The sequence below is a fragment of the Sphingomonas aerolata genome, from assembly GCF_023935825.1.
GTDB classification, from domain to species: Bacteria; Pseudomonadota; Alphaproteobacteria; order Sphingomonadales; family Sphingomonadaceae; genus Sphingomonas; species Sphingomonas aerolata.
The window spans coordinates 85,932-108,276 of sequence record NZ_CP098762.1; the positions used below are offsets into that span (position 1 = coordinate 85,932).

Annotated in this window: 22 protein-coding genes and 1 tRNA gene; 2 read left to right on the forward strand and 21 right to left on the reverse strand. The window is 65.8% G+C overall.

The window, feature by feature from the left end; translation table 11 throughout:
* Positions 1-8 precede the first annotated feature (8 nt).
* The 8 genes from NEF64_RS00345 to NEF64_RS00380 all read right to left on the reverse strand — a co-directional run bounded on the left by NEF64_RS00345 (position 9) and on the right by NEF64_RS00380 (position 10,081).
* The gene (locus NEF64_RS00345) at positions 9-353 is read right to left on the reverse strand and encodes a tRNA-binding protein (RefSeq protein ID WP_031396480.1); all 345 of its coding nucleotides are present in this window, start codon (positions 351-353) and stop codon (positions 9-11) included.
* A gap of 2 nt (positions 354-355) precedes the next feature.
* Positions 356-1,030, reverse strand: a complete 675-nt coding sequence (locus tag NEF64_RS00350) for a glutathione S-transferase family protein (protein WP_031396481.1) — start codon at positions 1,028-1,030, stop codon at positions 356-358.
* Between the two features lie 328 nt (positions 1,031-1,358).
* Positions 1,359-5,867 (reverse strand): glutamate synthase large subunit, encoded by a 4,509-nt coding sequence (gene gltB, locus NEF64_RS00355; protein WP_156360519.1) that lies wholly within the window; start codon positions 5,865-5,867, stop codon positions 1,359-1,361.
* Positions 5,864-6,337 (reverse strand): HepT-like ribonuclease domain-containing protein, encoded by a 474-nt coding sequence (locus NEF64_RS00360; protein WP_031396483.1) that lies wholly within the window; start codon positions 6,335-6,337, stop codon positions 5,864-5,866. The genes gltB and NEF64_RS00360 overlap by 4 nt, the downstream gene beginning before the upstream one ends.
* Entirely contained in the window at positions 6,334-6,630 is a 297-nt protein-coding gene (locus tag NEF64_RS00365; protein WP_031396484.1) for a nucleotidyltransferase domain-containing protein, read from the reverse strand. Before NEF64_RS00365 ends, NEF64_RS00360 begins: the two co-directional genes overlap by 4 nt.
* Complete coding sequence (locus NEF64_RS00370) at positions 6,627-8,069, reverse strand: NAD(P)-dependent oxidoreductase (RefSeq protein WP_056409692.1); 1,443 nt, start codon at positions 8,067-8,069, stop codon at positions 6,627-6,629. The genes NEF64_RS00365 and NEF64_RS00370 overlap by 4 nt, the downstream gene beginning before the upstream one ends.
* Before the next feature lie 152 nt (positions 8,070-8,221).
* Positions 8,222-9,031 (reverse strand): undecaprenyl-diphosphate phosphatase, encoded by an 810-nt coding sequence (locus NEF64_RS00375; RefSeq protein ID WP_031394200.1) that lies wholly within the window; start codon positions 9,029-9,031, stop codon positions 8,222-8,224.
* Positions 9,032-9,103: 72 nt separating this feature from the next.
* The gene (locus NEF64_RS00380) at positions 9,104-10,081 is read right to left on the reverse strand and encodes a complex I NDUFA9 subunit family protein (protein ID WP_056409689.1); all 978 of its coding nucleotides are present in this window, start codon (positions 10,079-10,081) and stop codon (positions 9,104-9,106) included.
* A gap of 102 nt (positions 10,082-10,183) precedes the next feature.
* Here NEF64_RS00380 and NEF64_RS00385 point away from each other — a divergent pair.
* Together NEF64_RS00385 and NEF64_RS00390 are read left to right on the forward strand one after the other, a co-directional pair.
* Positions 10,184-10,270 (forward strand) — tRNA-Leu (locus tag NEF64_RS00385).
* A gap of 585 nt (positions 10,271-10,855) precedes the next feature.
* Positions 10,856-11,347, forward strand: coding sequence for a Ros/MucR family transcriptional regulator (locus NEF64_RS00390; RefSeq protein WP_031394198.1), 492 nt, complete (start codon positions 10,856-10,858; stop codon positions 11,345-11,347).
* Between the two features lie 137 nt (positions 11,348-11,484).
* Here the strand turns inward: NEF64_RS00390 and NEF64_RS00395 are convergent, their stop codons facing one another.
* The 13 genes from NEF64_RS00395 to NEF64_RS00455 form a co-directional block, all read right to left on the reverse strand.
* Entirely contained in the window at positions 11,485-12,387 is a 903-nt protein-coding gene (locus NEF64_RS00395) for a flagellar motor protein MotB (protein WP_031394197.1), read from the reverse strand.
* Position 12,388: 1 nt separating this feature from the next.
* Positions 12,389-13,252, reverse strand: a complete 864-nt coding sequence (motA, locus tag NEF64_RS00400) for a flagellar motor stator protein MotA (RefSeq protein ID WP_031394196.1) — start codon at positions 13,250-13,252, stop codon at positions 12,389-12,391.
* Positions 13,253-13,363: 111 nt separating this feature from the next.
* A complete protein-coding gene (locus NEF64_RS00405; protein ID WP_031394195.1) occupies positions 13,364-14,257 on the reverse strand; it encodes a flagellin N-terminal helical domain-containing protein in 894 nt (297 codons plus the stop codon).
* Between the two features lie 5 nt (positions 14,258-14,262).
* On the reverse strand, positions 14,263-15,612 hold the full coding sequence (flgK, locus tag NEF64_RS00410) for a flagellar hook-associated protein FlgK (RefSeq protein WP_056409686.1): 1,350 nt from the start codon (positions 15,610-15,612) through the stop codon (positions 14,263-14,265).
* The gene (locus NEF64_RS00415) at positions 15,609-15,938 is read right to left on the reverse strand and encodes a rod-binding protein (protein WP_031394688.1); all 330 of its coding nucleotides are present in this window, start codon (positions 15,936-15,938) and stop codon (positions 15,609-15,611) included. The genes flgK and NEF64_RS00415 overlap by 4 nt, the downstream gene beginning before the upstream one ends.
* Positions 15,935-17,026, reverse strand: coding sequence for a flagellar basal body P-ring protein FlgI (locus NEF64_RS00420; protein WP_031394687.1), 1,092 nt, complete (start codon positions 17,024-17,026; stop codon positions 15,935-15,937). The genes NEF64_RS00415 and NEF64_RS00420 overlap by 4 nt, the downstream gene beginning before the upstream one ends.
* A gap of 10 nt (positions 17,027-17,036) precedes the next feature.
* Positions 17,037-17,732 (reverse strand): flagellar basal body L-ring protein FlgH, encoded by a 696-nt coding sequence (locus NEF64_RS00425; RefSeq protein ID WP_082447096.1) that lies wholly within the window; start codon positions 17,730-17,732, stop codon positions 17,037-17,039.
* Positions 17,733-17,746: 14 nt separating this feature from the next.
* Positions 17,747-18,535, reverse strand: coding sequence for a flagellar basal-body rod protein FlgG (flgG, locus tag NEF64_RS00430; protein ID WP_031394684.1), 789 nt, complete (start codon positions 18,533-18,535; stop codon positions 17,747-17,749).
* Positions 18,536-18,549: 14 nt separating this feature from the next.
* On the reverse strand, positions 18,550-19,302 hold the full coding sequence (locus NEF64_RS00435; protein ID WP_056409684.1) for a flagellar basal body rod protein FlgF: 753 nt from the start codon (positions 19,300-19,302) through the stop codon (positions 18,550-18,552).
* Between the two features lie 26 nt (positions 19,303-19,328).
* Positions 19,329-20,600 (reverse strand): flagellar hook protein FlgE, encoded by a 1,272-nt coding sequence (locus tag NEF64_RS00440; protein WP_056409681.1) that lies wholly within the window; start codon positions 20,598-20,600, stop codon positions 19,329-19,331.
* Positions 20,601-20,636: 36 nt separating this feature from the next.
* Positions 20,637-21,317 (reverse strand): flagellar hook assembly protein FlgD, encoded by a 681-nt coding sequence (locus NEF64_RS00445; protein ID WP_031394681.1) that lies wholly within the window; start codon positions 21,315-21,317, stop codon positions 20,637-20,639.
* A gap of 2 nt (positions 21,318-21,319) precedes the next feature.
* The gene (flgC, locus tag NEF64_RS00450; protein WP_031394680.1) at positions 21,320-21,730 is read right to left on the reverse strand and encodes a flagellar basal body rod protein FlgC; all 411 of its coding nucleotides are present in this window, start codon (positions 21,728-21,730) and stop codon (positions 21,320-21,322) included.
* A 3-nt stretch (positions 21,731-21,733) separates the two neighbouring features.
* Positions 21,734-22,078, reverse strand: coding sequence for a flagellar basal body rod protein FlgB (locus tag NEF64_RS00455; RefSeq protein WP_056409678.1), 345 nt, complete (start codon positions 22,076-22,078; stop codon positions 21,734-21,736).
* Positions 22,079-22,345: the final 267 nt, after the last annotated feature.

Below are 22,345 nucleotides of genomic sequence, written 5' to 3' on the forward strand. Positions count from 1 at the left end.
GCGCCGCGTCAGAAGAGGCGGCCGCCGTTCGGGACGGGCTCGGACGGTGCGATCAGCACGACCTTGCCGTCTGAATCGGGAAAGCCGAGCGTCAGCACCTCGGACATCATCGGCCCGATCTGCCGCGGCGGGAAATTGACCACCGCGGCGACCTGGCGGCCGACGAGCGTCTCCGGCGAATAATGGTCGGTGATCTGGGCCGAGGATCGCTTGGTCCCGATCGTGTCACCGAAATCGATCGTCAGCTTGAACGCAGGCTTGCGGGCCTCGGGAAAGGGCTCGACCGCGATGATCGTCCCGACCCGGATATCGACCCTGGCAAAGTCGTCGAACGCGATTCCGGGCTCGGCCATCGTCAGAAGTCCACATTGTCGTAATGCGCGGGCGGCGCGATCAATTCCATGCGCTCGCTCAGCAACGGACGAAAGCTCGGCCGGCTCTTGAACCCGCGATACCAGCGTGCCGTCTGGTCGTGCCCCTTCCAGTCGATCCCGCCGAGATAATCCGTGACCGAGATCTGCGCCGCGGCGGCCAGATCGACCAGACTCATCGTCGCGCCGCCCAGCCAGTTGCGGTGATCGAGCAGGTAATCGGTGTAATCCAGATGTCCCACCGCTGCCTTCATCGCCTCGCGCAGGCCCTTGGCATCGGGTGCGGCGCGGTGCGCGAGGCGCTTGACCATCCGCTCGTGGAGCAGCGGGCCGGTCACGTCGCGATAGAAATGCGTGTCGAACCACGTCACCAGCCGGCGGATCTCCGCGCGGTTGGTCGCGGTGCCGTTGATCATCGCCGACTTCTCGACGGTTTCCTCGAAAAATTCGCAGATCGCCATCGAATCGATCAGCGGTGCCACGCCGCGCGACGCATCGACCATCACCGGCGTCTGCCCCGCGGGATTCATATCCATGAACTCGTCACGCCGCTCCCAGGGCGATTCGCGGACGAGCTCGTAGCCGATGCCCTTCTCGCCCAGCAGCAAGCGCACCTTTCGCGAGAAGGGACATAAGGGGAATTGATAAAGCTGCCACATAGCGTCCGTTTAGGCGGCATCGGGCGGGTGTGTCACTAGCGCGGGTTTGCTGGTGCGTAAGAAGATTGGGTTCGCGCGGAGACGCGGAGGCGCGGAGGTGTTGCGCTCGTGGCGCGCGAAGCGCCCTCATCGCCGATCGCAATCAAGAAGCAGCAGAGGTAATTGAAGCTCCGCGTCTCCGCGTCTCCGCGTGAACCCCCTTCTTACCCCCTCCCCGGCAAAGGCCGGGGCCAAGTTGGGACGCGCAGATAACGAAGCGCGGTGCTCCGTTACTGCGACCTTTCCAACTGGGCCCCGGCCTTCGCCGGGGTGGAATACGCGGCAGACGCTATTCAGCCGCGACCAGCTCCGCGCTGTCATCCAGCGGATGCGGCAGGCGCGTCAGCATTTCCTTCGGCACGATCTGCCAGAAATGCGGTGCCACCCGGTCCCAGTCCTCGAGCAGGCCCTTCGACCATTTGCTGTCGGTCGTATCCGCATGGTCGCGCACCAGGTCGAGCAGGACGTCCGCCCAGTGGAGCGACTTCACCCGGTCCCAGGTGATGTTCTCAGGGTTGGCGCGCTTTGCGAACAGGCCCTCGGGATCATAGACGAACGCCATCCCGCCGGTCATCCCGGCGCCGAAGTTCGCCCCCACCGCGCCGAGCACGACCGCGATTCCGTTGGTCATATACTCGCAGCCGTTCGCGCCACAGCCCTCGACGACCACGGTCGCACCCGAGTTGCGGACTGCGAACCGCTCGCCCGCCTGCCCCGCCGCGAACAGCCGGCCGCTGGTGGCGCCATAGAGCACGGTGTTGCCGATGATCGTGTTGTCCTGGCTGGCGAGCGGCGAACTCACCGCGGGCCGGACGATGATCGTCCCCCCCGACAGTCCCTTACCGACATAGTCGTTCGAATCGCCGAACACCTCGAGCGTGATCCCCTTGCAGAGGAACGCGCCGAGCGACTGGCCCGCCGAGCCCCGCAACCGGATCGTGACGTGATCGTCGGCGAGCGTCGACATGCCGAACTTGCGCGTGATCTCGCTGGACAGCCGCGTCCCCACCGCGCGGTGCGTGTTGCGCACCGAATAGGTCAGCTGCATCTTCTCGCCGCGCGAGAACACCGCGGCGGCATCCTTGATGATCTGCGCGTCGAGGCTGTCGGGCACTTCGTTGCGGAAGGTCGAGAGCGAGAAACGCCGCTCGGCATCCGACGCATCGACCTTGGCAAGGATCGGGTTGAGATCGAGATCGTCGAGATGCTCGGCACCGCGGCTGACCTGCCGCAACAGCTCGGTCCGGCCGATCACGTCGTCGAGGCTCTTCACGCCCAGCCGCGCGAGGATGTCGCGGACTTCCTCGGCGATGAACGTCATCAGGTTGATGACCTTCTCGGGCGTGCCGACGAACTTCTGCCTGAGCGCGTCATTCTGCGTGCAGATACCGACCGGGCAGGTGTTCGAATGACACTGGCGGACCATGATGCAGCCCATCGCCACCAGCGACAGCGTGCCGATCCCGAACTCCTCCGCGCCGAGGATCGCGGCGATCACGATGTCGCGTCCGGTCTTGAGCCCGCCATCGGTGCGCAGCCGCACGCGGCCGCGCAGGCCGTTGAGCGTCAGCACCTGGTTGACCTCGGACAGCCCCATTTCCCACGGCGTGCCCGCATATTTGATCGACGTCTGCGGCGACGCGCCGGTGCCGCCGACATGCCCCGCGATCAGGATCACGTCGGCATGCGCCTTCGCGACGCCCGCCGCCACGGTGCCGATGCCCGCCGAGCTGACGAGCTTCACACAGACGCGCGCGCGCGGATTGATCTGCTTCAGGTCGTAGATGAGCTGCGCCAGATCCTCGATCGAGTAGATGTCGTGATGCGGCGGCGGCGAGATCAGCGTCACGCCGGGTGTCGCGTGACGCAGCTTGGCGATGAATTCGGTCACCTTGAAGCCGGGGAGCTGGCCGCCCTCGCCGGGCTTGGCGCCCTGCGCGACCTTGACCTCGATCTCCTCGCACGCGTTCAGATATTCCGCGGTCACGCCGAACCGGCCGCTCGCGATCTGCTTGATCGTCGAGTTCGCATTGTCGCCGTTAGCATAGGGCACGAAGCGCGACTTGTCCTCGCCGCCCTCGCCCGACACCGCTTTTGCGCCGATCCGGTTCATCGCGATCGCCAACGTCTCGTGCGCCTCGGGAGAGAGCGCGCCGAGCGACATGCCCGGCGTCACGAACCGCTTGCGGATCTCGGTGATCGCCTCGACCTGGTCGACGGGCACGCCCTCGGCCGGGAAGTTGAACTGGAGAAGGTCGCGCAGATACACCGGCGGCAGGTCCGACACCCCGCGCGAGAATTGCAGATAGCTCGTATAGCTGTCGGTCGCGACCGCAGTCTGGAGCAGGTGCATCAGCTGCGCCGAATAGGCATGCGTCTCGCCGGTGTGGCGCTGGCGATAGAAGCCGCCGATCGGCAGCGTCGCGACCGCCGGATCGAACGCCGCCTCGTGGCGATCGGTCGCGTTGACGTGAAGCGAGGCATAGCCCTCGCCGCTGATCTTCGCGGGCATGCCGGGGAACAGGTCGTTGACCAGGCTGCGCGACAGGCCGACCGCCTCGAAATTATAGCCGCCGCGGTAGGACGAGATGACCGCGATGCCCATCTTCGACATGATCTTGAGTAGCCCCTCCTCGACCGCAACGCGGTGGCGGCGGAGACATTCGGCCAGATCGAGATCACCGAACAGCCCGCGGCTCTGGCGATCGACGATCGCGGCCTCGGCTAGATAGGCGTTCACGGTGGTCGCGCCGACGCCGATCAGCACCGCATAATAATGCGTGTCGAGGCATTCCGCGGTGCGCACGTTGATCGACGCATAGGAGCGCAGGCCGCGACGGACGAGATGCGTGTGCACCGCCGCCACCGCGAGCACGCCGGCGATGCCGACGCGGTCTTCGCCGATCGCCTCGTCGGTCAGGAACAACTCGCTCTTGCCCTGGCGGACCGCCTGCTCGGCCTCGTTGCGGATCCGCTGGATCGCCGCGCGCAGCTTCTCCGGGCCGCCGCCGGCATCGAAGGTGCAGTCGATCTCGGCGACCGCGCCGCCGAAATGCGCCTTCAGCCGCGCCCAGTGCTCGCCGGTGAGCACCGGCGAATCGAGCACCAGCACGCGCTCGCGCTGGTCGCGCACGTCGAGGATGTTGGCGAGATTGCCGAACCGCGTCTTGAGCGACATCACGTGCCGCTCGCGCAGAGGATCGATCGGCGGGTTGGTCACCTGGCTGAAATTCTGACGGAAGAACTGGCTGATCAACCGCGGTTTGTCCGAAATGACCGCGAGCGGCGTGTCGTCGCCCATCGATCCGATCGCTTCCTTGGCCGATTCGACCATCGGCGACAGGATCAGCTCCATGTCCTCGATCGTCTGCCCGGCCGCGACCTGGCGCCGTGCCAGCTCGGCGCGATCATAGCGGACGACGGCATCCTCGACCGATGGCAGGTCTGCCAGCGTGTGGAACTCGCCGATCATCGCGGCATAGTCCGCCTCGCCGGAGATGCGATCCTTGACCGCGCGGTCCTGCAGCAGCCGCCCTTCGTCGAGGTCGACCGCGATCATCTCGCCCGGCCCGAGCCGCCCCTTGGCGATGATCGTTGATTCGGGGACGACGACCATCCCGCTTTCCGATCCGACGATCAGCAGCCCGTCCACGGTCAGCGTATAGCGCAGCGGCCTGAGCGCGTTGCGGTCCATGCCCGCGACGGCCCAGCGGCCATCGGTCATCGCCAGCGCGGCCGGGCCGTCCCACGGCTCCATCACCGACGCCAGATACTGGTACATCGCGCGGTGCTCGGGCGGCATGTCGGGGCTCGCGGCCTCGGGCACCAGCATCAGCTTGGCGGTCGGCGCATCGCGGCCCGACCGGCAGATCGCCTCGAACACCGCGTCGAGCGCGGCGGTATCGGACGCGCCTGCCGGGATCACCGGCTTGATGTCCTCGGAATTATCGCCGAACGCGAGGCTCGCCATCCGGATCTCGTGGGACAGCATCCAATTCTTGTTGCCGCGGATCGTGTTGATTTCGCCGTTGTGTGCAAGACACCGGAACGGCTGCGCCAGCCACCATTGCGGGAAGGTGTTGGTCGAATAGCGCTGATGGAAAATCGCGACGCGGCTCTCGAACCGCTGGTCGCACAGGTCGGGATAGAAGACCGACAGCGATTCGGCGAGGAACAGCCCCTTGTAGATGATCGAGCGGCACGACAGCGAACAGATGTAGAAGCCCTGGATCTGCGCCGCGATCACGCGCTTCTCGATACGCCTGCGGACCAGATACAGTGTCTTTTCGAACTCGGCGGCATCCTGCTCGTCGGGCAATGGCCCGGCGATCATGATCTGCTCGATCTCGGGGCGCGTCGCCTGCGCCTTCTGGCCGATCACCGACACGTCGACGGGCACCTGCCGCCAGCCATAGATGGTATAGCCCGCCTCGATGATCGCGCTCTCGACGATCGTCCGGCAATCCTCCTGCGCCCCCAGATCGGTGCGCGGCAGGAAGATCATGCCGACCGCGAGCCGGTTCGGCCGCACCTTGTGCCCCGAAGCGGCGACCGCGTCGTCGAAGAACTTGAGCGGAAGGTCGATGTGAAGACCTGCTCCATCGCCGGTCTTGCCGTCCGCATCGACCGCGCCGCGGTGCCACACCGCCTTCAGCGCATCGACCGCGGACTGCACGACGCGCCGCGAGGCGCGGCCGTCGGTCGCGGCGACGAGCCCGACGCCGCAGGCATCACCCTCGAACTCGGGACGGTACATGCCGTGTTCGGCGAGATAGGCGCGTTCGGTTTCGTTGGTCATGCCAACCATTCCTTCTTGTCGACGTAGGTGAGCGCGCGCTGGGCAGCGGCGCGGAGAGTCTCGGTGGCCCGGGCCGCCTCGACCAGCTTGGCGAACCGCGCCTCGCGGGTCAGCGGATAGTCGTGGACCAGACGATTGCGCAGCTTGACGACCGCCATCCAGTCGTCGGCGCTGTCGATGATGCGCAGCGATTCCATCCGGTTGGCAACATCACGGGCATAGAGGTCCTTCGTATTGACCGCGCGTGCCTGAAGGATGGTGCGAAACAGCCGCATCAACTGGTCTTCCAGCTGCTCGACCGTTTTTAGCAAGGCGCGCGATCCGACGCGGCCGTGTTCCGTCATGGCGTTGAACGCGGTGAGATCGGCCGGGACGGTACCGAGCAGCCGCATATCCTCGTCCAGGGCGGTGATGAGCGACTGCACGCGATCGCAGATGACGGCCAGAATATCGTTTTCGGGCGCCGTCACAGCACGATCCCGTCGCGGTAGGCGATCCGTTCGAAGCCGTGCGGCGTACCGCCACGGATCGTCAGCACGACATCGACCTTCTGCGGATCGATCCGCTGGAAGAGCCTGTCCTCGAATAGCCCGCGCGCACGGCCCTCGTCGGCGACCGCGTCGACCTCGATGTGAAGGTCGATATCACCACCGCGCTCGGTGTCGTCGATCCGGCTGCCGAACAGACGCACGACCGCGGATTCACCGAACGTCTCCGCGGCCGCGTTCTTGATCGCCGCGACCTCGTCGGGCTTCAACCTCACGCCGCGACCTTCGCGCTGGCCGCCTTCGCCTTCAGATATTTGTGCATCGTCGCCGCCACGTCACGCCCGTCGCGGATCGCCCACACGACCAGGCTTGCGCCGCGGACGATGTCGCCCGCTGCGAACACGCCGTCGAGGCTGGTCATCAGCGTCTTGCCATCGACCAGCACGGTACCCCAGCGGCTTACCCCCAGTTCGGGCGTCGCGAACAAGGTCGGCAGGTCCTCGGCATCGAAGCCCAGCGCCTTGATGACCAGGTCGGCATCGACCGAATAGTCACCGGCAGGATCGGGTTCGGGCGTGCGGCGACCGCTCGCATCGGCTGCGCCCAGACGCATCTTGCGCACCTTGACGCTCGACACGCTCTCGCCGCCGTCGAAGCTCTGCGGGCCCGACAACCAGACGAATTCGACGCCCTCCTCCTCGGCATTGGCGACTTCGCGCTGCGACCCGGGCATGTTCGCGCGGTCGCGGCGATAGAGGCATTTCACCGACTTGGCGCCCTGGCGGATCGCGGTGCGGACACAGTCCATCGCGGTATCGCCACCGCCGATCACGACGACGTCCTTGCCCTCGGCATTCAGGCTGCCGTCGTCAAACGCGGGGACCGCATCACCGAAACCCTTGCGGTTCGACGCGACGAGGAAGTCGAGCGCCGCCACCACGCCATTGGAACCGCCACCGGGCAGGTCCATCGCGCGCGCCTTGTACACGCCGGTCGCGATCAGGATCGCGTCGTGGCGCTGGCGCAGCTCGTCGAGGCTGGCGTCGTCACCGACCGCAAAGCCTTCGTGGAACACGATGCCCGCGGTCTTCAGTCGCTCGACCCGACGCATGACAATCGGCTTTTCGAGCTTGAACCCGGGAATGCCATAAGTGAGCAGGCCGCCCGCGCGGTCGTAACGATCATAGACGTGCACGTCATAGCCGTGGCCGCGCAGATATTCGGCGGCGCTCAGCCCGGCAGGCCCTGCCCCGATCACGCCGACCGACTGGCCGCGAGACTTGCCGGGGACCAGCGGCTCGACCCAGCCATTCTCCCAGGCGGTGTCGGTGATGAACTTCTCGACCGAGCCGATCGTGACCGCGCCGTGGCCCGTGAACTCGATGACGCAATTACCCTCGCACAGCCGGTCCTGCGGACAGATGCGACCGCAGATCTCGGGCATGGTCGAGGTCGCGTTGCTCAGCTCATACGCCTCGCGGAGCCGGCCCTCGGCAGTCAGGCGCAGCCAGTCGGGGATATGGTTGTGGAGCGGACAATGGACCGAGCAATAGGGCACGCCGCATTGCGAACAGCGCCCCGCCTGCTCTTCGGCGGGTTCGACCGCATAGCGCGCGGCGATCTCGCGAAAATCGTCCGCGCGTTCCGCCGCATTACGCTTGTCGGGATAGGATTGCTCCCGCCCGACGAATTTGAGCATCGAATCGTTCGCCATGTATGCCTCCGACAATCGCGTTATTGCGTCGTCGGAGGTTTGTCACGGCAAAATCGCCCATTAAGTCAGCTATACTGACCTATAAATTATGCCAAATTTGGCAGGACGGGGAATATATTCACAAATCTCACAGAATATATGCCGACCCGGACCTATTTCGACAGAAGCCATACCAGCGCGGCGGAGCCCGCGGCGATGCGATACCAGGCAAACGGCACAAACCCGTGCTTTGTGACGATCCCGACGAACCATTTGACCACCAGCAACGCGACGACGAACGAAACGAGCGCGCCGATCGCGATCGACAGCAGGCCGACACCATCGCCGCTGGTCAGCGCCGCATGGTTCTTCATCAGTTCGAGCCCGCTCGCGCCCAGCATCGTGGGGATGGCGAGGAAGAAGCTGAACTCGGCGGCGGTGCGCCGCTCGACGCCGAGTGCCAGCGCCCCGAGGATCGTTGCGCCCGAGCGGCTGACGCCAGGGATCATCGCGAGGCACTGGAGCAGGCCGATCCCGACGACGGTGCGCAGCGGGATGTCCGCGACACCGCTGATGTCGCTGCGCGGTGCGAACCGCTCGACCGCCAGAATGGCGAAGCCGCCAACGACCAGCGCGATCGCGACCACCTCGGCATTGCCGAGCAGCGCCTCGATATAATGGTGCAGCGCCAGCCCGATCACCGCGGCAGGGATGAAGGCGACCACCAGATTGCGCAGGAACAGCCAGGATTTCGGTTCGCGGCGAATGAGGCCCATGCCCACCGCCCAGAAGGTGCGCCAGTACAGGACCACGATCGCAAGGATCGCGCCGAGCTGGATGACGACGTTGAACACCTCCCAGCGCCCCGCATCATAGCCGAGCAACCGCGTCGCGAGGATGAGATGGCCTGTCGACGAGACCGGCAGGAATTCGGTGATCCCCTCGACGATGCCGAGAAGGATGACGGTAAGAAGTTCGGACACGCAAAAGCTCCCGCAGCGCGGTGAATCAGGACTGGTCGATCAGTGTCGATGGCGGCTAGACCCGCATCGGGATCAGACCACGTGGGTCGCCGAATGCATGTCCACCCCAGTCTCGACACGAGTCTCGGCGCGGCGACCAAACCGCCCCGCCTTGCGGAAACGGACGAGCCAGCCAGGCGCGACCGTCGACATCGGTGTCGCCTCGATCCCCATCGCCTTCAGCCCGTCGACCCCGGTGACGATATTGTCGCTCTGCAGCATCCGCCACTGATCCTGGGTGATCGGCGCGCCTGGCAGGAACCCGGCCTTGGCGATCAGTGCCCCGGCAAAATCGGGCAATTCGACGATCGACGGTTCGCGGCCGATTGCGGCGGCGATCCAGCGGATCAGGTTGCCCATGGTGATGACGTCGGGCCCGCCGATCTCCAGCGTCTTGCCGCCGAACGTCTCGGGAGCCGCAGCCGCGGCGACGATCGCGTCCGCGACATTGCCGACGAACACGGGCTGGAACTTTGCTCCTGCGCGCAGCACGGGCACGACCGGCGCCTTGGCGATCATCCCGGCGAAGCGGTTCACGAAGTGATCCTCCTGCCCGAAGATGATCGACGGCCGCAGGATCGTCGCGTTGGGGAAGGCCGCGCGGACCGCCGCCTCGCCCTCGCCCTTCGACTTGCCATAGGCCGAGTCCGATGCGGCGTCCGCACCGATCGCCGAGACATGGACCAGCGCGCCGACCCCCGCCTTGGCGGCGGCCTCCGCCACGGTCCGCGCGCCGAGCGTCTGGACGCCGTGGAAATCACCCGCCAGCACCCCGACCAGGTTCACGACGATGTCCGCACCCTGCACCGCCTGTGCGATCGTCGCGGGCTTGGTCACGTCGGCGCCGACGAATTGCGTCTGCCCGAGCCCGCCGAGCGGCTTGAGAAAAAACGCCTGTCGCGGATCGCGCTGTGCGATCCGGACCCGCGCACCCGACGCCAGCAGCGCCTGCGCGACATAGCGGCCGACGAAACCTCCGCCCCCGATCAGCGTCACCAGTCTGTCGTTCATCGCCCGTCCGTCCAATTCTTTATGCCTGCCCGCCCTTTGCCCCAGCAAGAGGGTTGTTGACAAGCATCGCAACCCTCCACTAGAGGCGCCCTCCTACCCCGTGCCCGGATGGCGGAATTGGTAGACGCACCAGCTTCAGGTGCTGGCGATCGCAAGGTCGTGGAGGTTCGAGTCCTCTTCCGGGCACCATTCTCGCCAGGTGGGTGAGACGACGGTCAGCGCCTTAGGCGACCCGTCGGGCGGCCGATCGGCAATGCCCCAAGCAATCAGATCTTAGCTCACACATTACCGACCACCTCGGCAACCGAAGCCCGGTCCGCCCCCGTCAGATCAGCGCTCCAGCGCTAGGCCTGCTGCCCGGGTTCGATGCACTGAGGCACACGCGTCCGGCTTGAGCCGACTGACCTCAGGCGCACGCCGCCCCAGACTTCGGAAGGACCGTCAAAGACAGTGAGGGGTTAGGGTCAACCGTCCTTCCTCCGCAGTAGCATTCAGGTCCATGGTATCGGTCCCATATTCATCCCACGGATCAATCAGGCCTGATCTGCATCATAGTTAATGAAGATATCGGACATTATCCCCTATAATAAGTGTCCGCCCGGACCACTTCCCGATCTTCCTCGAGACTGCATCCATGCCGGTGAAATTGCGTCTTGAGACCGTGCCGCACGGCTTTTGGAAGAAAATGCATAGCAAATGGCATAATAGGTTCAAATCGGATGTTGATTATAGGGTGCTATAGGCGTAGGCGTCGATCAAAGACTGGAGCATATCATGTCCGAAGACATTATTGAGCTGAACGCTGTTGAATTGGCGACCGAACTGACGATCGCGTGGCTGACAAACCCCAATACGCGCACGTCTGCCGAAGAGGTTCCGTCGTTCCTTGGCAAGATGCACGACACCGTGTCTGCATTGCTGGGCACGTCGACGGAGGAGCCCGTGGTCGAACCCGTCGCCGAATACACCCCGGCAGTTTCGGTCCGGAAATCGCTGGCATCGAAAGATCACATCATCTCGATGATCGACGGCAAGCCGTACAAGACACTGCGCCGCCACCTGGCGACGCACGGCATGACGCCGATCGAATATCGCGAACGCTACGGGCTGAAGCCGGACTATCCAATGGTCGCCGAGACCTATTCGGAAAGCCGCCGTGCCATGGCCAAGAAGATCGGTCTCGGTCGCAAGCCCGGCGCCCGCAAGACCGAAGCCCCGGCTGCTGCGCCGCAGCGCAAGCGCAAGGTCGAGGCTGTCGCCGAATAAGCAACGCGGGTCGATCGATACGAGCGCCTGCAGGGGCCGGTGGTTCGCCACCGGCCCCTTTTCGCATTAGGCAGGTCGCACGCACCGTTGCCGCCCCTCACCACCCCGGCGGACACCGGCCGGGTCGTCGCGCCGGGCTAGCTGCCGAAACGACCCCGACGGTAGAGCAAGGTGATCGCGACGCGCCGGTTGCGCGGATCGCTCGGGTTCTTGACGATCAGCGGCTCGCGGTCCGCGACACCCTCGATCCGTTCGAAGCGCGCCTCGGGCGTGCCGCCGGCGAGCAGCCGCCGTCGTGTCGCCTCGGCGCGGCCCGACGAAAGCATCCAGTTATTCATCGCGCGCGGATCGCCATAGGGCACGCTGTCGGTGTGCCCGCGGATCATGATCGGGTTGGCCGACCCGGCGATCGATCCCGCGATCATCCCGATCAGATCGCCTGCCCTGGCGTCGAGCGCCGTCGTGCCCATCGCGAACATCGAATAATCGGCATCGTCGATCAGGTCGATGCGCATCCCGTCCTGGGTCGGCACGAAGCGGATGTGGCTCGCGAGACGCGACAGGTTCTTCGACTGTTCGATCTGGCGGAGCACCTTGCGGCGCATCGCGTCGAAATTGCGGCGATCCTCCGCATTCAGCGCGTCGAGCCCCTTCTTGTTGCCCTTGGGCCCGGTGCCGGTGTCCGCGCCGCCCGCGCCCGCATTCGGAATGGCGATCTGCGGCAGGCTGGTCTGTCCGGCTTGCGGACCGATTTTGTTCTTCGACAGGATCGATTCGCCACCGAGCAGCGCACCGCCGCCGATCCCCAGCGTGTGCGTGTCGATCAGCGTCGGCGCGAAATAGTCGGCAATGCCCTTGCGCTGTTTCTCGGTCGTCGCGCCGAGGATCCACAGCAGCAGGAAGAACGCCATCATCGCGGTCACGAAATCGGCATAGGCGACCTTCCAGGCACCGCCATGATGGCCGCCATGGCCCTCGATATAGACCTTCTTGACGATGATCTTGGGCGGCTGGTTCGCCCCGTGCGGCGCGCGTGCCATCCTACTTCCCGCGCAGCCCGTCAAAGACTTCGGCGAAGCCCGGCTGGTTGCGATGCGCGATCCCCGAGCGCGCCGCCTCGATCACCAGCGGCTGCGGATGGCCGTGCAGCGACGCGATGATGATCTGCTTCACCACGCCGTAGATCGAGGCGTCCGCGTCGAGCACCTGCTTCAGCCGGTTCGCGAGCGGCGCGACCATGCCATAGGCCAGCAGCACGCCCATGAACGTGCCGACCAGCGCCGACCCGATCATCGAGCCGAGCACCGACGGCGGCTTGTCGATCGATCCCATCGTCTTCACCACGCCGAGCACCGCCGCGACGATGCCGAGCGCAGGCAGCGCGTCGGCGAGGCTGGTCAGCGTGCCGTGCGCGCTTTCCTCCTCGTGATGATGCGTCTTGATCGACTGGTCCATCACCTCCTCGACCGCATGCACGTCGAGCGTACCGCTCGACACCACGACGAGGCGCAGCGTGTCGGCGATCAGGTTGATCAGCGCATGGTCCTTCAGCAGCTTGGGGTATTCGGCGAAGACCGCGGAGGAATTGGGGTCCTCGACATGCGGCTCGAGCGCGATCGGCCCGTCGACGCGCAGCATCTTCATCAGCTTGCTGACGAGGAAAATGACGTCGAGATAATCCTGCTTCTTGTATTTCGGGCCCTTGAAGACCTTCATCAGCCCGCCGCCGAGGCCTTTGAGCTCCTTGCCCGAATTGCCGATGATCAGCGCGCCGGCGGCCGCGCCGCCGATGATGAGCATCTCGTGCGGGATCGCCTCGAGCACGGGGCCGAGCGCCCCGCCGGTGAACGCAAAGCCGCCGAACACCATGACGAGCAGGACGACGATGCCGATAATCGGAAACATGGTGTTGGAAATTCCCCCAAAGCCCGGAATGCCGGCCCTGTCACCGGAGGATTAACCGGATTTCGTAGCCATCCGGTTACCGGACCCGCTCGATCCGTCCTATAAATGCGCTCAGCGAAGATAATCGAACAGCGACAGCGCGCTGAGCTTCGAGAAGCTCGCCTGAGTCGCCGACAGGATCGTCATCGTCTTCTGCAATTCGGTGATCGCCGTCGTGATGTCGGTGCCCTCGATCGACTGACGGGTATCCTCGCGGTCGACCGCGACGTCCTTCAGCCGGGCGGTTTCCAGATCGACCCGCGACGCGCGCGCGCCGAGCGACGCCTGGATCGACGACACCTGTTCCGACGCCGCCGACAGATCGTCGAGCGCGGTATCGAGCGCGGCCGGATCGTAGCTTTCGGCCTGGAGCGCAGTTGCGATCGCGCTCAATACCGCCAGCGTATCCTTGCCGTCGGCGCGCAGCACGCGCGACGCCGATTCGTTCGCCTGGACGCTCGCGCCGTCGCCGACCGGGATCGGCGAGACGCTGGTCGCGGCCAGCGCATAGCTGCCATCGGGCTGCTTCACCGCCGCGGGCCCGCCGTCCGCGCCGCCGAAGATCGGCTGGCCGCGCAGGTCCTTCACGTTCGCGAGACTCGAGATCGTATCGACGATGCCCGCAATTTCGACGCCGATCGCCTTGCGCGCATCGCCGCTCAGCGTGCCGTTGCGCGCCTGCACCGTGAGTTCGGACACGCGCTGCAACTGCGCGGTGATCGCGCTGAGCGTGGTGTCCGACTGTTTCAGCACCGATGCGGCGGTCGTCAGGTTCGCGGCATAGGCCTTGTCGTCGACCGCATCGCGCGCGAGCCCCGCCAGCCGCTGATAGGCGGCGCTGTCGGACGAAGGCGCGGTGAATTTGATGCCGGACGAGATCTGCGTCTGCAACGCGTCCGCCTGCTTCGACAGCGTATTCATCGCCTTGGCCGAGCGGTCGTAGAACAGGCTGGTCGCGATCTGCATAAGGCCTACCGGATCTCGAGGATGGTCTGGAGGATGTCGCGCGCGGTCTGGATGACGCGGCTCGACGCCTGATAGGCCTGCTGGAAGCGGAGCAGGTCGACCGCCTCGCTGTCGAGATCGACACCGCTGCCCGAATCGCGTGCGGTCACCGCGCCGTCGCGGATCGCACCCTGCGCATCGCCGACCAGCTTGCGCTGCTCCAGCGACGCCGCATTGCTGGTGATCATGTTGGTCAGCCGCTGTTCGCTGCCCGTCGTCGGGTCGCGCGTCGCGAGCAGCGCGGCCAGGTTCGACGCATCGCGCGCGCCGCCGGTCGCGCCCGCCGCGGCAATGCCGCGCGGATCGGTCAGCGCGACGGTGATGCTGGTTGGCGTGTCGCCGGTCTTGAACAGCGCCGCACCCGGATTGCCGTCGAGATCGCGCCCCTGCGCCTGGATGGCGTTGACCTGCGTGGTGAAATCGGTCGCGATGCCGTTGAGCGTGTCGCGCGCCGCGACGATCTTCTGCGCGCCCTCGGCATAGCCGGCCAGCGCGCCACCCGACGGCGTCACCGCCGATGTCGTGCCCGTCCGCTGCACGACGAACCCGACCGCGCCCTCGTCATTCTTCAGATAGCTGACATTGCCCGCATCGGGGCCCGCCACGAATACCGGGCCGCTCGCCCCGCCCAGCCGCACCGTCGCGCGGCCGAGATCGTCGAACTCCGTGCTGATATCGGTGATCGTGCTCATCTGCTCGAGCAACTGGTCGCGCTGGTCGCCGAGCTGCGCGGCGTTGGTCGACCCCTTCTGGCTACGCGCGATGCCGTCATTGACCTTGGCGAGCGCGGTGCCGAACGAATTGAGCGTCTGCGTCGCCTGGCGCGTCGCGGTGTCGAGATCGGCCGCTGCGGTGTCGAGCGCCTTGCCCGTAGCGGTAAACGCCGCGGCCGCGCTGGTCGCGGATTCGAGCATCACCGACCGGGCCGGCACCGAGGTCGGATCCGCCGACAAGGTCTGCGCGGCGGAAAAGAAGCTGGTGAGACGATCGCCGAGCTTGTTGTCGGTCAGCGACGTCTCGATCCGCCCGAGCCAGGCCGCCGCGGTCTCCGTCCTGGCAAGATCCGACCCGGCATTGCGGACCGCGAGCGAACGGAACGTGTCGGCCGAGCGCGAGATGCCGGTGACGGTGACGCCGTTGCTGCCCGTCGCGACGCTCGCATTGATGCCACTGCCGATCGAGGTCACCTGGCCGAGATTCGTCGTCCGCCGGGTATAACCCGCGGTGCCGGTGTTCGCGATGTTCTCGGACACGGTGTTCAGCGCGGTCTGGTACGCCCGCACGCCTGACGCGCCGATCGACAGGAGGTCGCTCATGCCGACGGCTCTGCCGCGCCCGGGTTAAGATCGGATTGCGATTTGGCGAGGAAATCGGTCATCGCCTTGCCGATGCCGAGCGGCGTGTGCTCGGCCATCGTCTGCGCGACGCGCGCGTCCTGCATTTCGGTAAACGTGTCGAGCGCCTTGGATTCGAACAGCGAATCGCTCAATTTCGCCTGGCGCATGCTCTTGAGCATCATGCCGGTGAAGACCGCCTCGAACTTCTTGCCCGCCTTGTCGAGATTGTCGTTCGACTTGAGCCGGCTCGTATCGGTCGAGATGCCGCCCGCATCGATCGGGCCGGGGGCTGCGATCGGGCTCACAGGACGATCAACTCGGCCTTGAGCGCGCCGGCCTCTTTCAACGCCTCGAGGATGGCGACGAGGTCGGCGGGCGACGCGCCGATCGCGTTCACCGCTTTGACGATGTCGGCAAGCCGGGGCCCCGGGTTCAGCAGGAACATCGGGCGACGCTCCTCCTCGACCGCGACCGCGCTGTTCGGCGTGACGACGGTCTGGCCCTGGCTGAACGGCGCGGGCTGGCTCACCTGTGGCTTCTCGTCGATCCGCACCGTCAGCTTCCCATGCGTCACCGCGGCAGGCCCCACGCGCACCGCGGAATTTATAACGACCGTACCGGTGCGCGCATTTACGATTACTTTTGCCGAGGGCTCGGCGGAGACCACGTCGAGATTCTCGATCGTCGACATCAGGGTCGCACGAACGTCCGCACCGACCGGCGCGCGGACCGCGACCGAAACCGCGTCGATCGCCTGTGCGCTGCCGAAGCCCAGCTTCGAATTGATCGCGCCCGCGACGTTCTGCGCGGTGGTGAAATCGGCGCGCGCGAGATTGAAGGTCAGCATCGGCGCGCTGTCGAACCCGGTCGCGACCGCGCGCTCGACCGTTGCGCCCTCGGGGATGCGCCCGGTCGAGGGGATGTTGACGACGATCTTCGACCCGTCCGCGCCCTCCGCGCCGAGCCCGCCGACCGCGAGATTGCCCTGCGCCATCGCATAGATCTGGTTATCCGCGCCGAGCAGCGGCGTCATGATCAGGCTGCCGCCGCGCAGGCTTTTGGCCTTGCCCATCGACGCGACGGTGATGTCGAGCCGCTGGCCGGGCTTGGCGAAGGGCGGCAGTTCGGCAGTGATCATCACCACCGCGGCGTTCTTCATCCCCGGATTGGCGTTGGGCGGCAGCTGCAGCCCGAAGCGCGACGCGACGGCTTTAAGCGACTGGACGGTATATTCCAGATTGTCGTCGCCCGTGCCGGGCAGCCCGACGACGATGCCGTAGCCGGTCAGCTGGTTCGACCGGATCCCCTGGAACCCGCCCAGATCCTTGATCCGGTCGGCAGACGCCGGGGCTGCGATCAGGAGCGAGGCGAAAAGGGCGAGCAGGAAGCGCATGGTCACGGCCTCAGAAAGGGCTGACGACGGAGAAGAAGCGGCTGAGCCACCCCTGGCGGCCGGCGCGGGCGACATCGCCCTTGCCGGTGTACGAGATCTGCGCATCGGCGACCCGCGTCGACAGCACGCGGTTGTCGCGGTCGACATCGGCGGTGCGCACCAGCCCCTTGATCTTAAGAAACTCGTCGCCGCGGTTAAGCGTCACGCGCTTCTGCCCCTGCACCAGCATCGTGCCGTTGGGATAGACTTCGGCGACCGTCACGCTGACTTCGCCCGACAGCGAGTTCGCCTGGTCGGCGGCGCCTGCGCCGTTGAAGTTGCGCCCGCCGCTGATCGTCGCATCGGCGCGGTTGAACAGGTTCAGAGCGCCCGTCGTCGGCGGGGTGATGCTTGCCGAGCCGCTGCTGTCGAGCTTCGAGCCCGAGGATTTCGACGCGGCGGTGCGCTCGACCAGCACGATCGTCAGCGGGTCACCGACTTTCCGCGCCCGCCAGCCTTCGTACAGCGCGGCATAGCCGTCCTGCGCCTGGAAGATCGATCCGGTCGCGGGCGACGCCACGGGCACGGGCAGCGGCCGTGCGACGGTGAAGTCCTCGGGCGGCGCCTTCTTGCCGAACAGCCTGGCCGGCGCCGACAACGGCGCGAGCGTGCCGGCGGCAATCGCGAGGAGCGCGATCGGCGCGCGCGTGGGGATCGGAAATGCCATGATGCGCCCTGCGATCAGATGTTCTGGTTGACGTATTTCAGCATGTCGTCGGTCGCCGAGATCATCTTCGAATTGACCTCATACGCACGCTGCGTCTCGATCATGTCGACCAGCTCCTCGACGACGTTGACGTTCGACGCCTCGAGCATCCCCTGCCGCACGCGACCGCGGCCATCCTGCCCGGCAACGCCCAGATTGGCGGCGCCCGACGCGGCGGTCTCGACGAGGTAATTGTCGCCGGTCGCCTGGAGCCCGGCACCATTGGCGAAGCTCGCGACCTGGATCTGGCCGATCTGCTGCGCTTCCGACTGGCCGGGGATCGTCGCCGAGACGGTACCGTCCTGGCCGATCGTGATGTTGGTCGTCCCCTCGGGCACGGTGATGCCGGGCATCACCTGATAACCCTCGCTGGTCACCATCAGCCCCTCGGGGCTGCGCGAGAAATTGCCCGCGCGGGTGTAGCCGAGCGTGCCGCCGGGCATCTGCACCTGGAAATAGCCGTCGCCGTCGAGCGCGAGGTCGAGGCTGTTGCCCGTCGTCTGCATCGACCCCTGCGTATCGATCCGCGCCGTGCCCTGGATCCGGACGCCGGTACCGAGGTTGAGCCCGGTCGCGTATTTGGTCTCCGACGTCGACTGCGCACCCGGTGCGGTGACGACCTGGTACGCCAGCGTCTCGAACGCGGCGCGATCCTTCTTGAACCCCGTCGTGTTGACGTTGGCGAGGTTGTTCGAAATGACCCGCATGCGCGTATCCTGGGCATCGAGCCCGGTACGCGCGATATGCATGGCGGAACTGCTCATGGCCTAATCCTTCCTTAGCTCGGCAGGCGCATCAGTGATGCACCGCTTTCATCCATGTCCTTGGCGGACTTCAGCATGTTGGCCTGGACCTCGTAGCTGCGTTGATTCTCGATCATGTCGACCAGCGCCTGCGTCATGTTGACGTTCGATCCCTCGATCGCCCCGCCCTGCACCTTCGCATCGAGATCCTCGGGCAGCACGCCGCCACCGCGCACACGCAGCAGATTGTCGAGCCCCTTGACCGTGTCCGACCCCTTGGTGTCGGCCAGCTTCAGCTTGTCGATCACCTGCGGTGCATTCGCGTCGCCACCCTGCGGCACGATCGAGATCGTCCCGTCGCCCGCGATCGAGAGCGTGTCATAGGGCGGGATCGTAATCGGCCCGCCCGACCCCATCACCGGAAAACCGTCGCCGGTCTGAAGCACGCCCGATGGCGCGATCTTCAGGTCGCCGCGCCGCGTATAGGCTTCGGAGCCGTCCGACGCCTGGACCGCGAGCCATGCGGTCGCGCCGGTGACCGCGACGTCGAGCGGCCGGCCCGTGGTCTGGATCGCCCCCGGCGCGCGGTCGGCGTCGGTCACTTCCTCCGACGTCGGCGCGCGCGCCTCGAACTGCTGGCCGCCACCCTTCAGGTCGATCCGGTCGAACACCACGCGGTCGGCGCGGAATCCGGTGGTCGACGCGTTCGCCATGTTGTTGGCGATCGCCGACTGCGCCGCCATGTGCGCGCGCAGTCCCGTCGCCGCGGTGTAGACCAGCTTATCCATTCAGGGTTCTCCGTCCGCGCCCTGGGTCAGCTGCGGATGTTGAAGATGGTCTGCGAGATCTGGCTTGCGGTATCCAAGGCCTTCGAGTTCGCCTGGAAATTGCGCTGTGCCGCGATCAGCGAGACGAGCTCTTCGGTGATGTCGACGTTCGAGCGCTCGATCGTCCCCGACATCAGTTTGCCGAAGCCGTTGACGTCGGCGATGCCGAGCTTGGCCTCGCCCGAAATGCCCGTCGCCGACCAGTAGCTGCTGCCGAGCTGGCGCAGACCCTCGGGGTTCGAGAAGTTGGCGAGCATCACCTGGCCGAGTGCCTGCGTGTCGCCGTTCGAGAAGCTCGCCTTGACGATGCCGGACTCGTCGATCGTCACGCCCTGGATCTGGCCGACCGCCTTGCCGTCCTGCGCGCGCGCGGCGACGTTGAACGCCGATGCCAATTGCGTGGTGTCGAGCCCGAAGGTGAAGCCGAACTGCTGCGTCGTGCTGCTGCCTGCAGTGGTGAACGGGTCGAACGCGACCGCAGTGGTCGGCGCGGTCAGCTTGCCGGTGGTGTCGAAGTCCAGCTCGACGCTTGCCGCACCGCTGGTGGTCATCGGCTTGTCGCCGACATAGCTGAACACTTCCCAGCTACTCGTATTGCCGTTGGCGGCATCGGGCGTCGTCGTGCGCTTGAAATAATTGGTCAGCGTCTGCGCGTTGCCGCTCGCGTCGTAGATCGTCGTCTGCGCCGACTGGTTGTAGCTGGTCGGGTCGAACCGGTCGAACGTCTTCGTCGCCGGGATCGCCGCATTGGCGCTGAGGTTCAGCGACATCGACACGTTCGCGGTCGGAACGGCCTTGCCGCTGGTGGCGGGAAGCTGGAGGCTGACCGCGGAATCGAGCCCCGATGCGACGACCTTGCCCGACCCGTCGACCGGATAGACCTGAAGATGGCTGCCGTTCGAATCGACCACATAGCGATCGGCATCGACCAGGAAGCCGCCATTGCGCGTATAGTTGACGTTGAGCGACGTCGTGCTCGGCTTGACCACGAAGAAGCCGTCGCCCGACACGGCGAGATCGAGCGCGTTGGCCGACTGGATGAGATTGCCCTGGCTGAACTGCTGCCGATTGCCCTGCACCACGGTGCCCGAGCCGATCTGCTGCGCCGGGTTCAGCGACACGCTCGACGCGATCACGTCGGCGAATTCGGTACGGCTCTTCTTGAAACCGTTGGTCGAGACGTTCGCGAGGTTGTGCGAGATCGTCGACATTTCGGTCTGCGAGGCCTGGAGGCCGGAAAGCGAGGTATAGAAGGACATCGGGTTACTCCTGGAATTCTGGCAAGCAGCGGGCGATCAGCCGATCTGGCGAACCGCGGTGACGGGGACCTCACCGAGGCCCGGTAGCGTGAGGATGGCGGCACCGGTCGTCGTCGAAACCGACTGAACCGGCGCCCAGACGAGGTTCTGTGATGCAACGGTCGTGCCATTATTCTGGGCGTTGACGATGACCTTGAACGGTCCCGTCCCGGCATCCTCGCCGGTCGCGGTCTTGCCGTCCCAGTCGTAGTTCACGGTGCCCTTGTCGGCGCTGCCGAGCGACATGGTCTTCAGCACGCCGCCATTGGCATCGGTGATCGTGACGTTGACGTTGCTCGCCGCTGCGCCGAGCTCGATCCCGCCGGCCAGCCCGCCGCTGGTCCGACCATAGGCCGTGTCGCCTGCGGTCAGCACGGTCTTGCCGACATAGGCCATCGCATCGCTCGCGCTGGTCACGTTCAGCTTGTCGGCAATCGACTTCATCGTCGTGCTCATCTCGGAAATACCGGCGAGGCTCGAGAACTGCGCCATCTGTGCGACCATCTGGGTGTTGTCGACCGGGTTGAACGGGTCCTGATTCTGCATCTGCGCGGTCATCAGCTTCAGGAAATCCGACTGGTTGAGAGTCGTCGAATTGGATGCCGTGGTCGTCGTCGCGGCGGTCGTCGCGCGCGTAATGCCGAGGTTGGAAAGCGTGGAGTCGAAGGAACTTGCCATGATCAGCGGCCTAGCTTGAGGGTATCGATGATCAGCGACTTCGCAGTCTGCATCACCTCGACATTGTTCTGGTAGCTGCGCGCGGTCTCCATCATGTCGACCAGCTCGCGCGTTTCATCGACCGCCGCCTCGAAGATGTTGCCATCCTTGTCGGCCATCGGATTGTTCGGATCGTAGCGCTTGGCGGGGGCCTCGCCGGCGGTGACGACCTTCTCGACATCGACCGTCGACATGCCGCTGGCGGCGTCGAAGCTGGTGCGGAACACCGGCTTCATCGTCTTGTACGCAGCCTCCGCAGACCCCGCGACGCCGCCCGCATTGGCGAGGTTCGACGCGGTGGTGTTCATCCGCAACAGCTGCGCGGACATCGCGCGGCCCGCGACCTGGAAAATCGTCATCGGCGCATTGGCCATCGCTTAGTCCCCCTTCAGCGCGCGGGTGACCTGGCTGATCCGCCCGTTCAGGAACGACAGCGTGGTCTGGTACTGCACCGCATTCTCGGCGAACGCGGTCTGCTCCTGGTTCAGCTCGACGGTGTTGCCGTCCATCGAGGTCTGCGTCGGCACACGGTATTTGGTCGCCGCGTCGAGCCCGCCGGCGCCGTCCGTCTCGAGCGACGCGAGCGCCGACTTGAAGTCGATGTCGCGCGCCTTGAAGCCGGGGGTCGAGGCATTGGCGATGTTCGACGCCAGCACCCCCATGCGCTGCGATCGCACCTCGAGGGCCGCACCATGAACGCCGAACAGCGAGTCACCTGACACTGGACCGAACTCCCGCGCTGAATTGCGCAAGCCTTCCAGAGCAATGGCCGTGCCAGTTCGCGCTCGCCGACCGGATGATGCCGCTTTGCCGCCCGGCGGCAAGCGCGCGGCAACCTGGCCGGCAACGCCTTGCCGCCCCGGCAGAGGTGGCGGCAAGCGCGCCGGCAGGCGTGGTGCCGACCCGTCGCGCAGCCTGCAAACCACCGGCCCGCGCGAGTCCCGCTCACCATGGGATCGCGAACTGGCCCGGCCCTTGCAACGATTTGC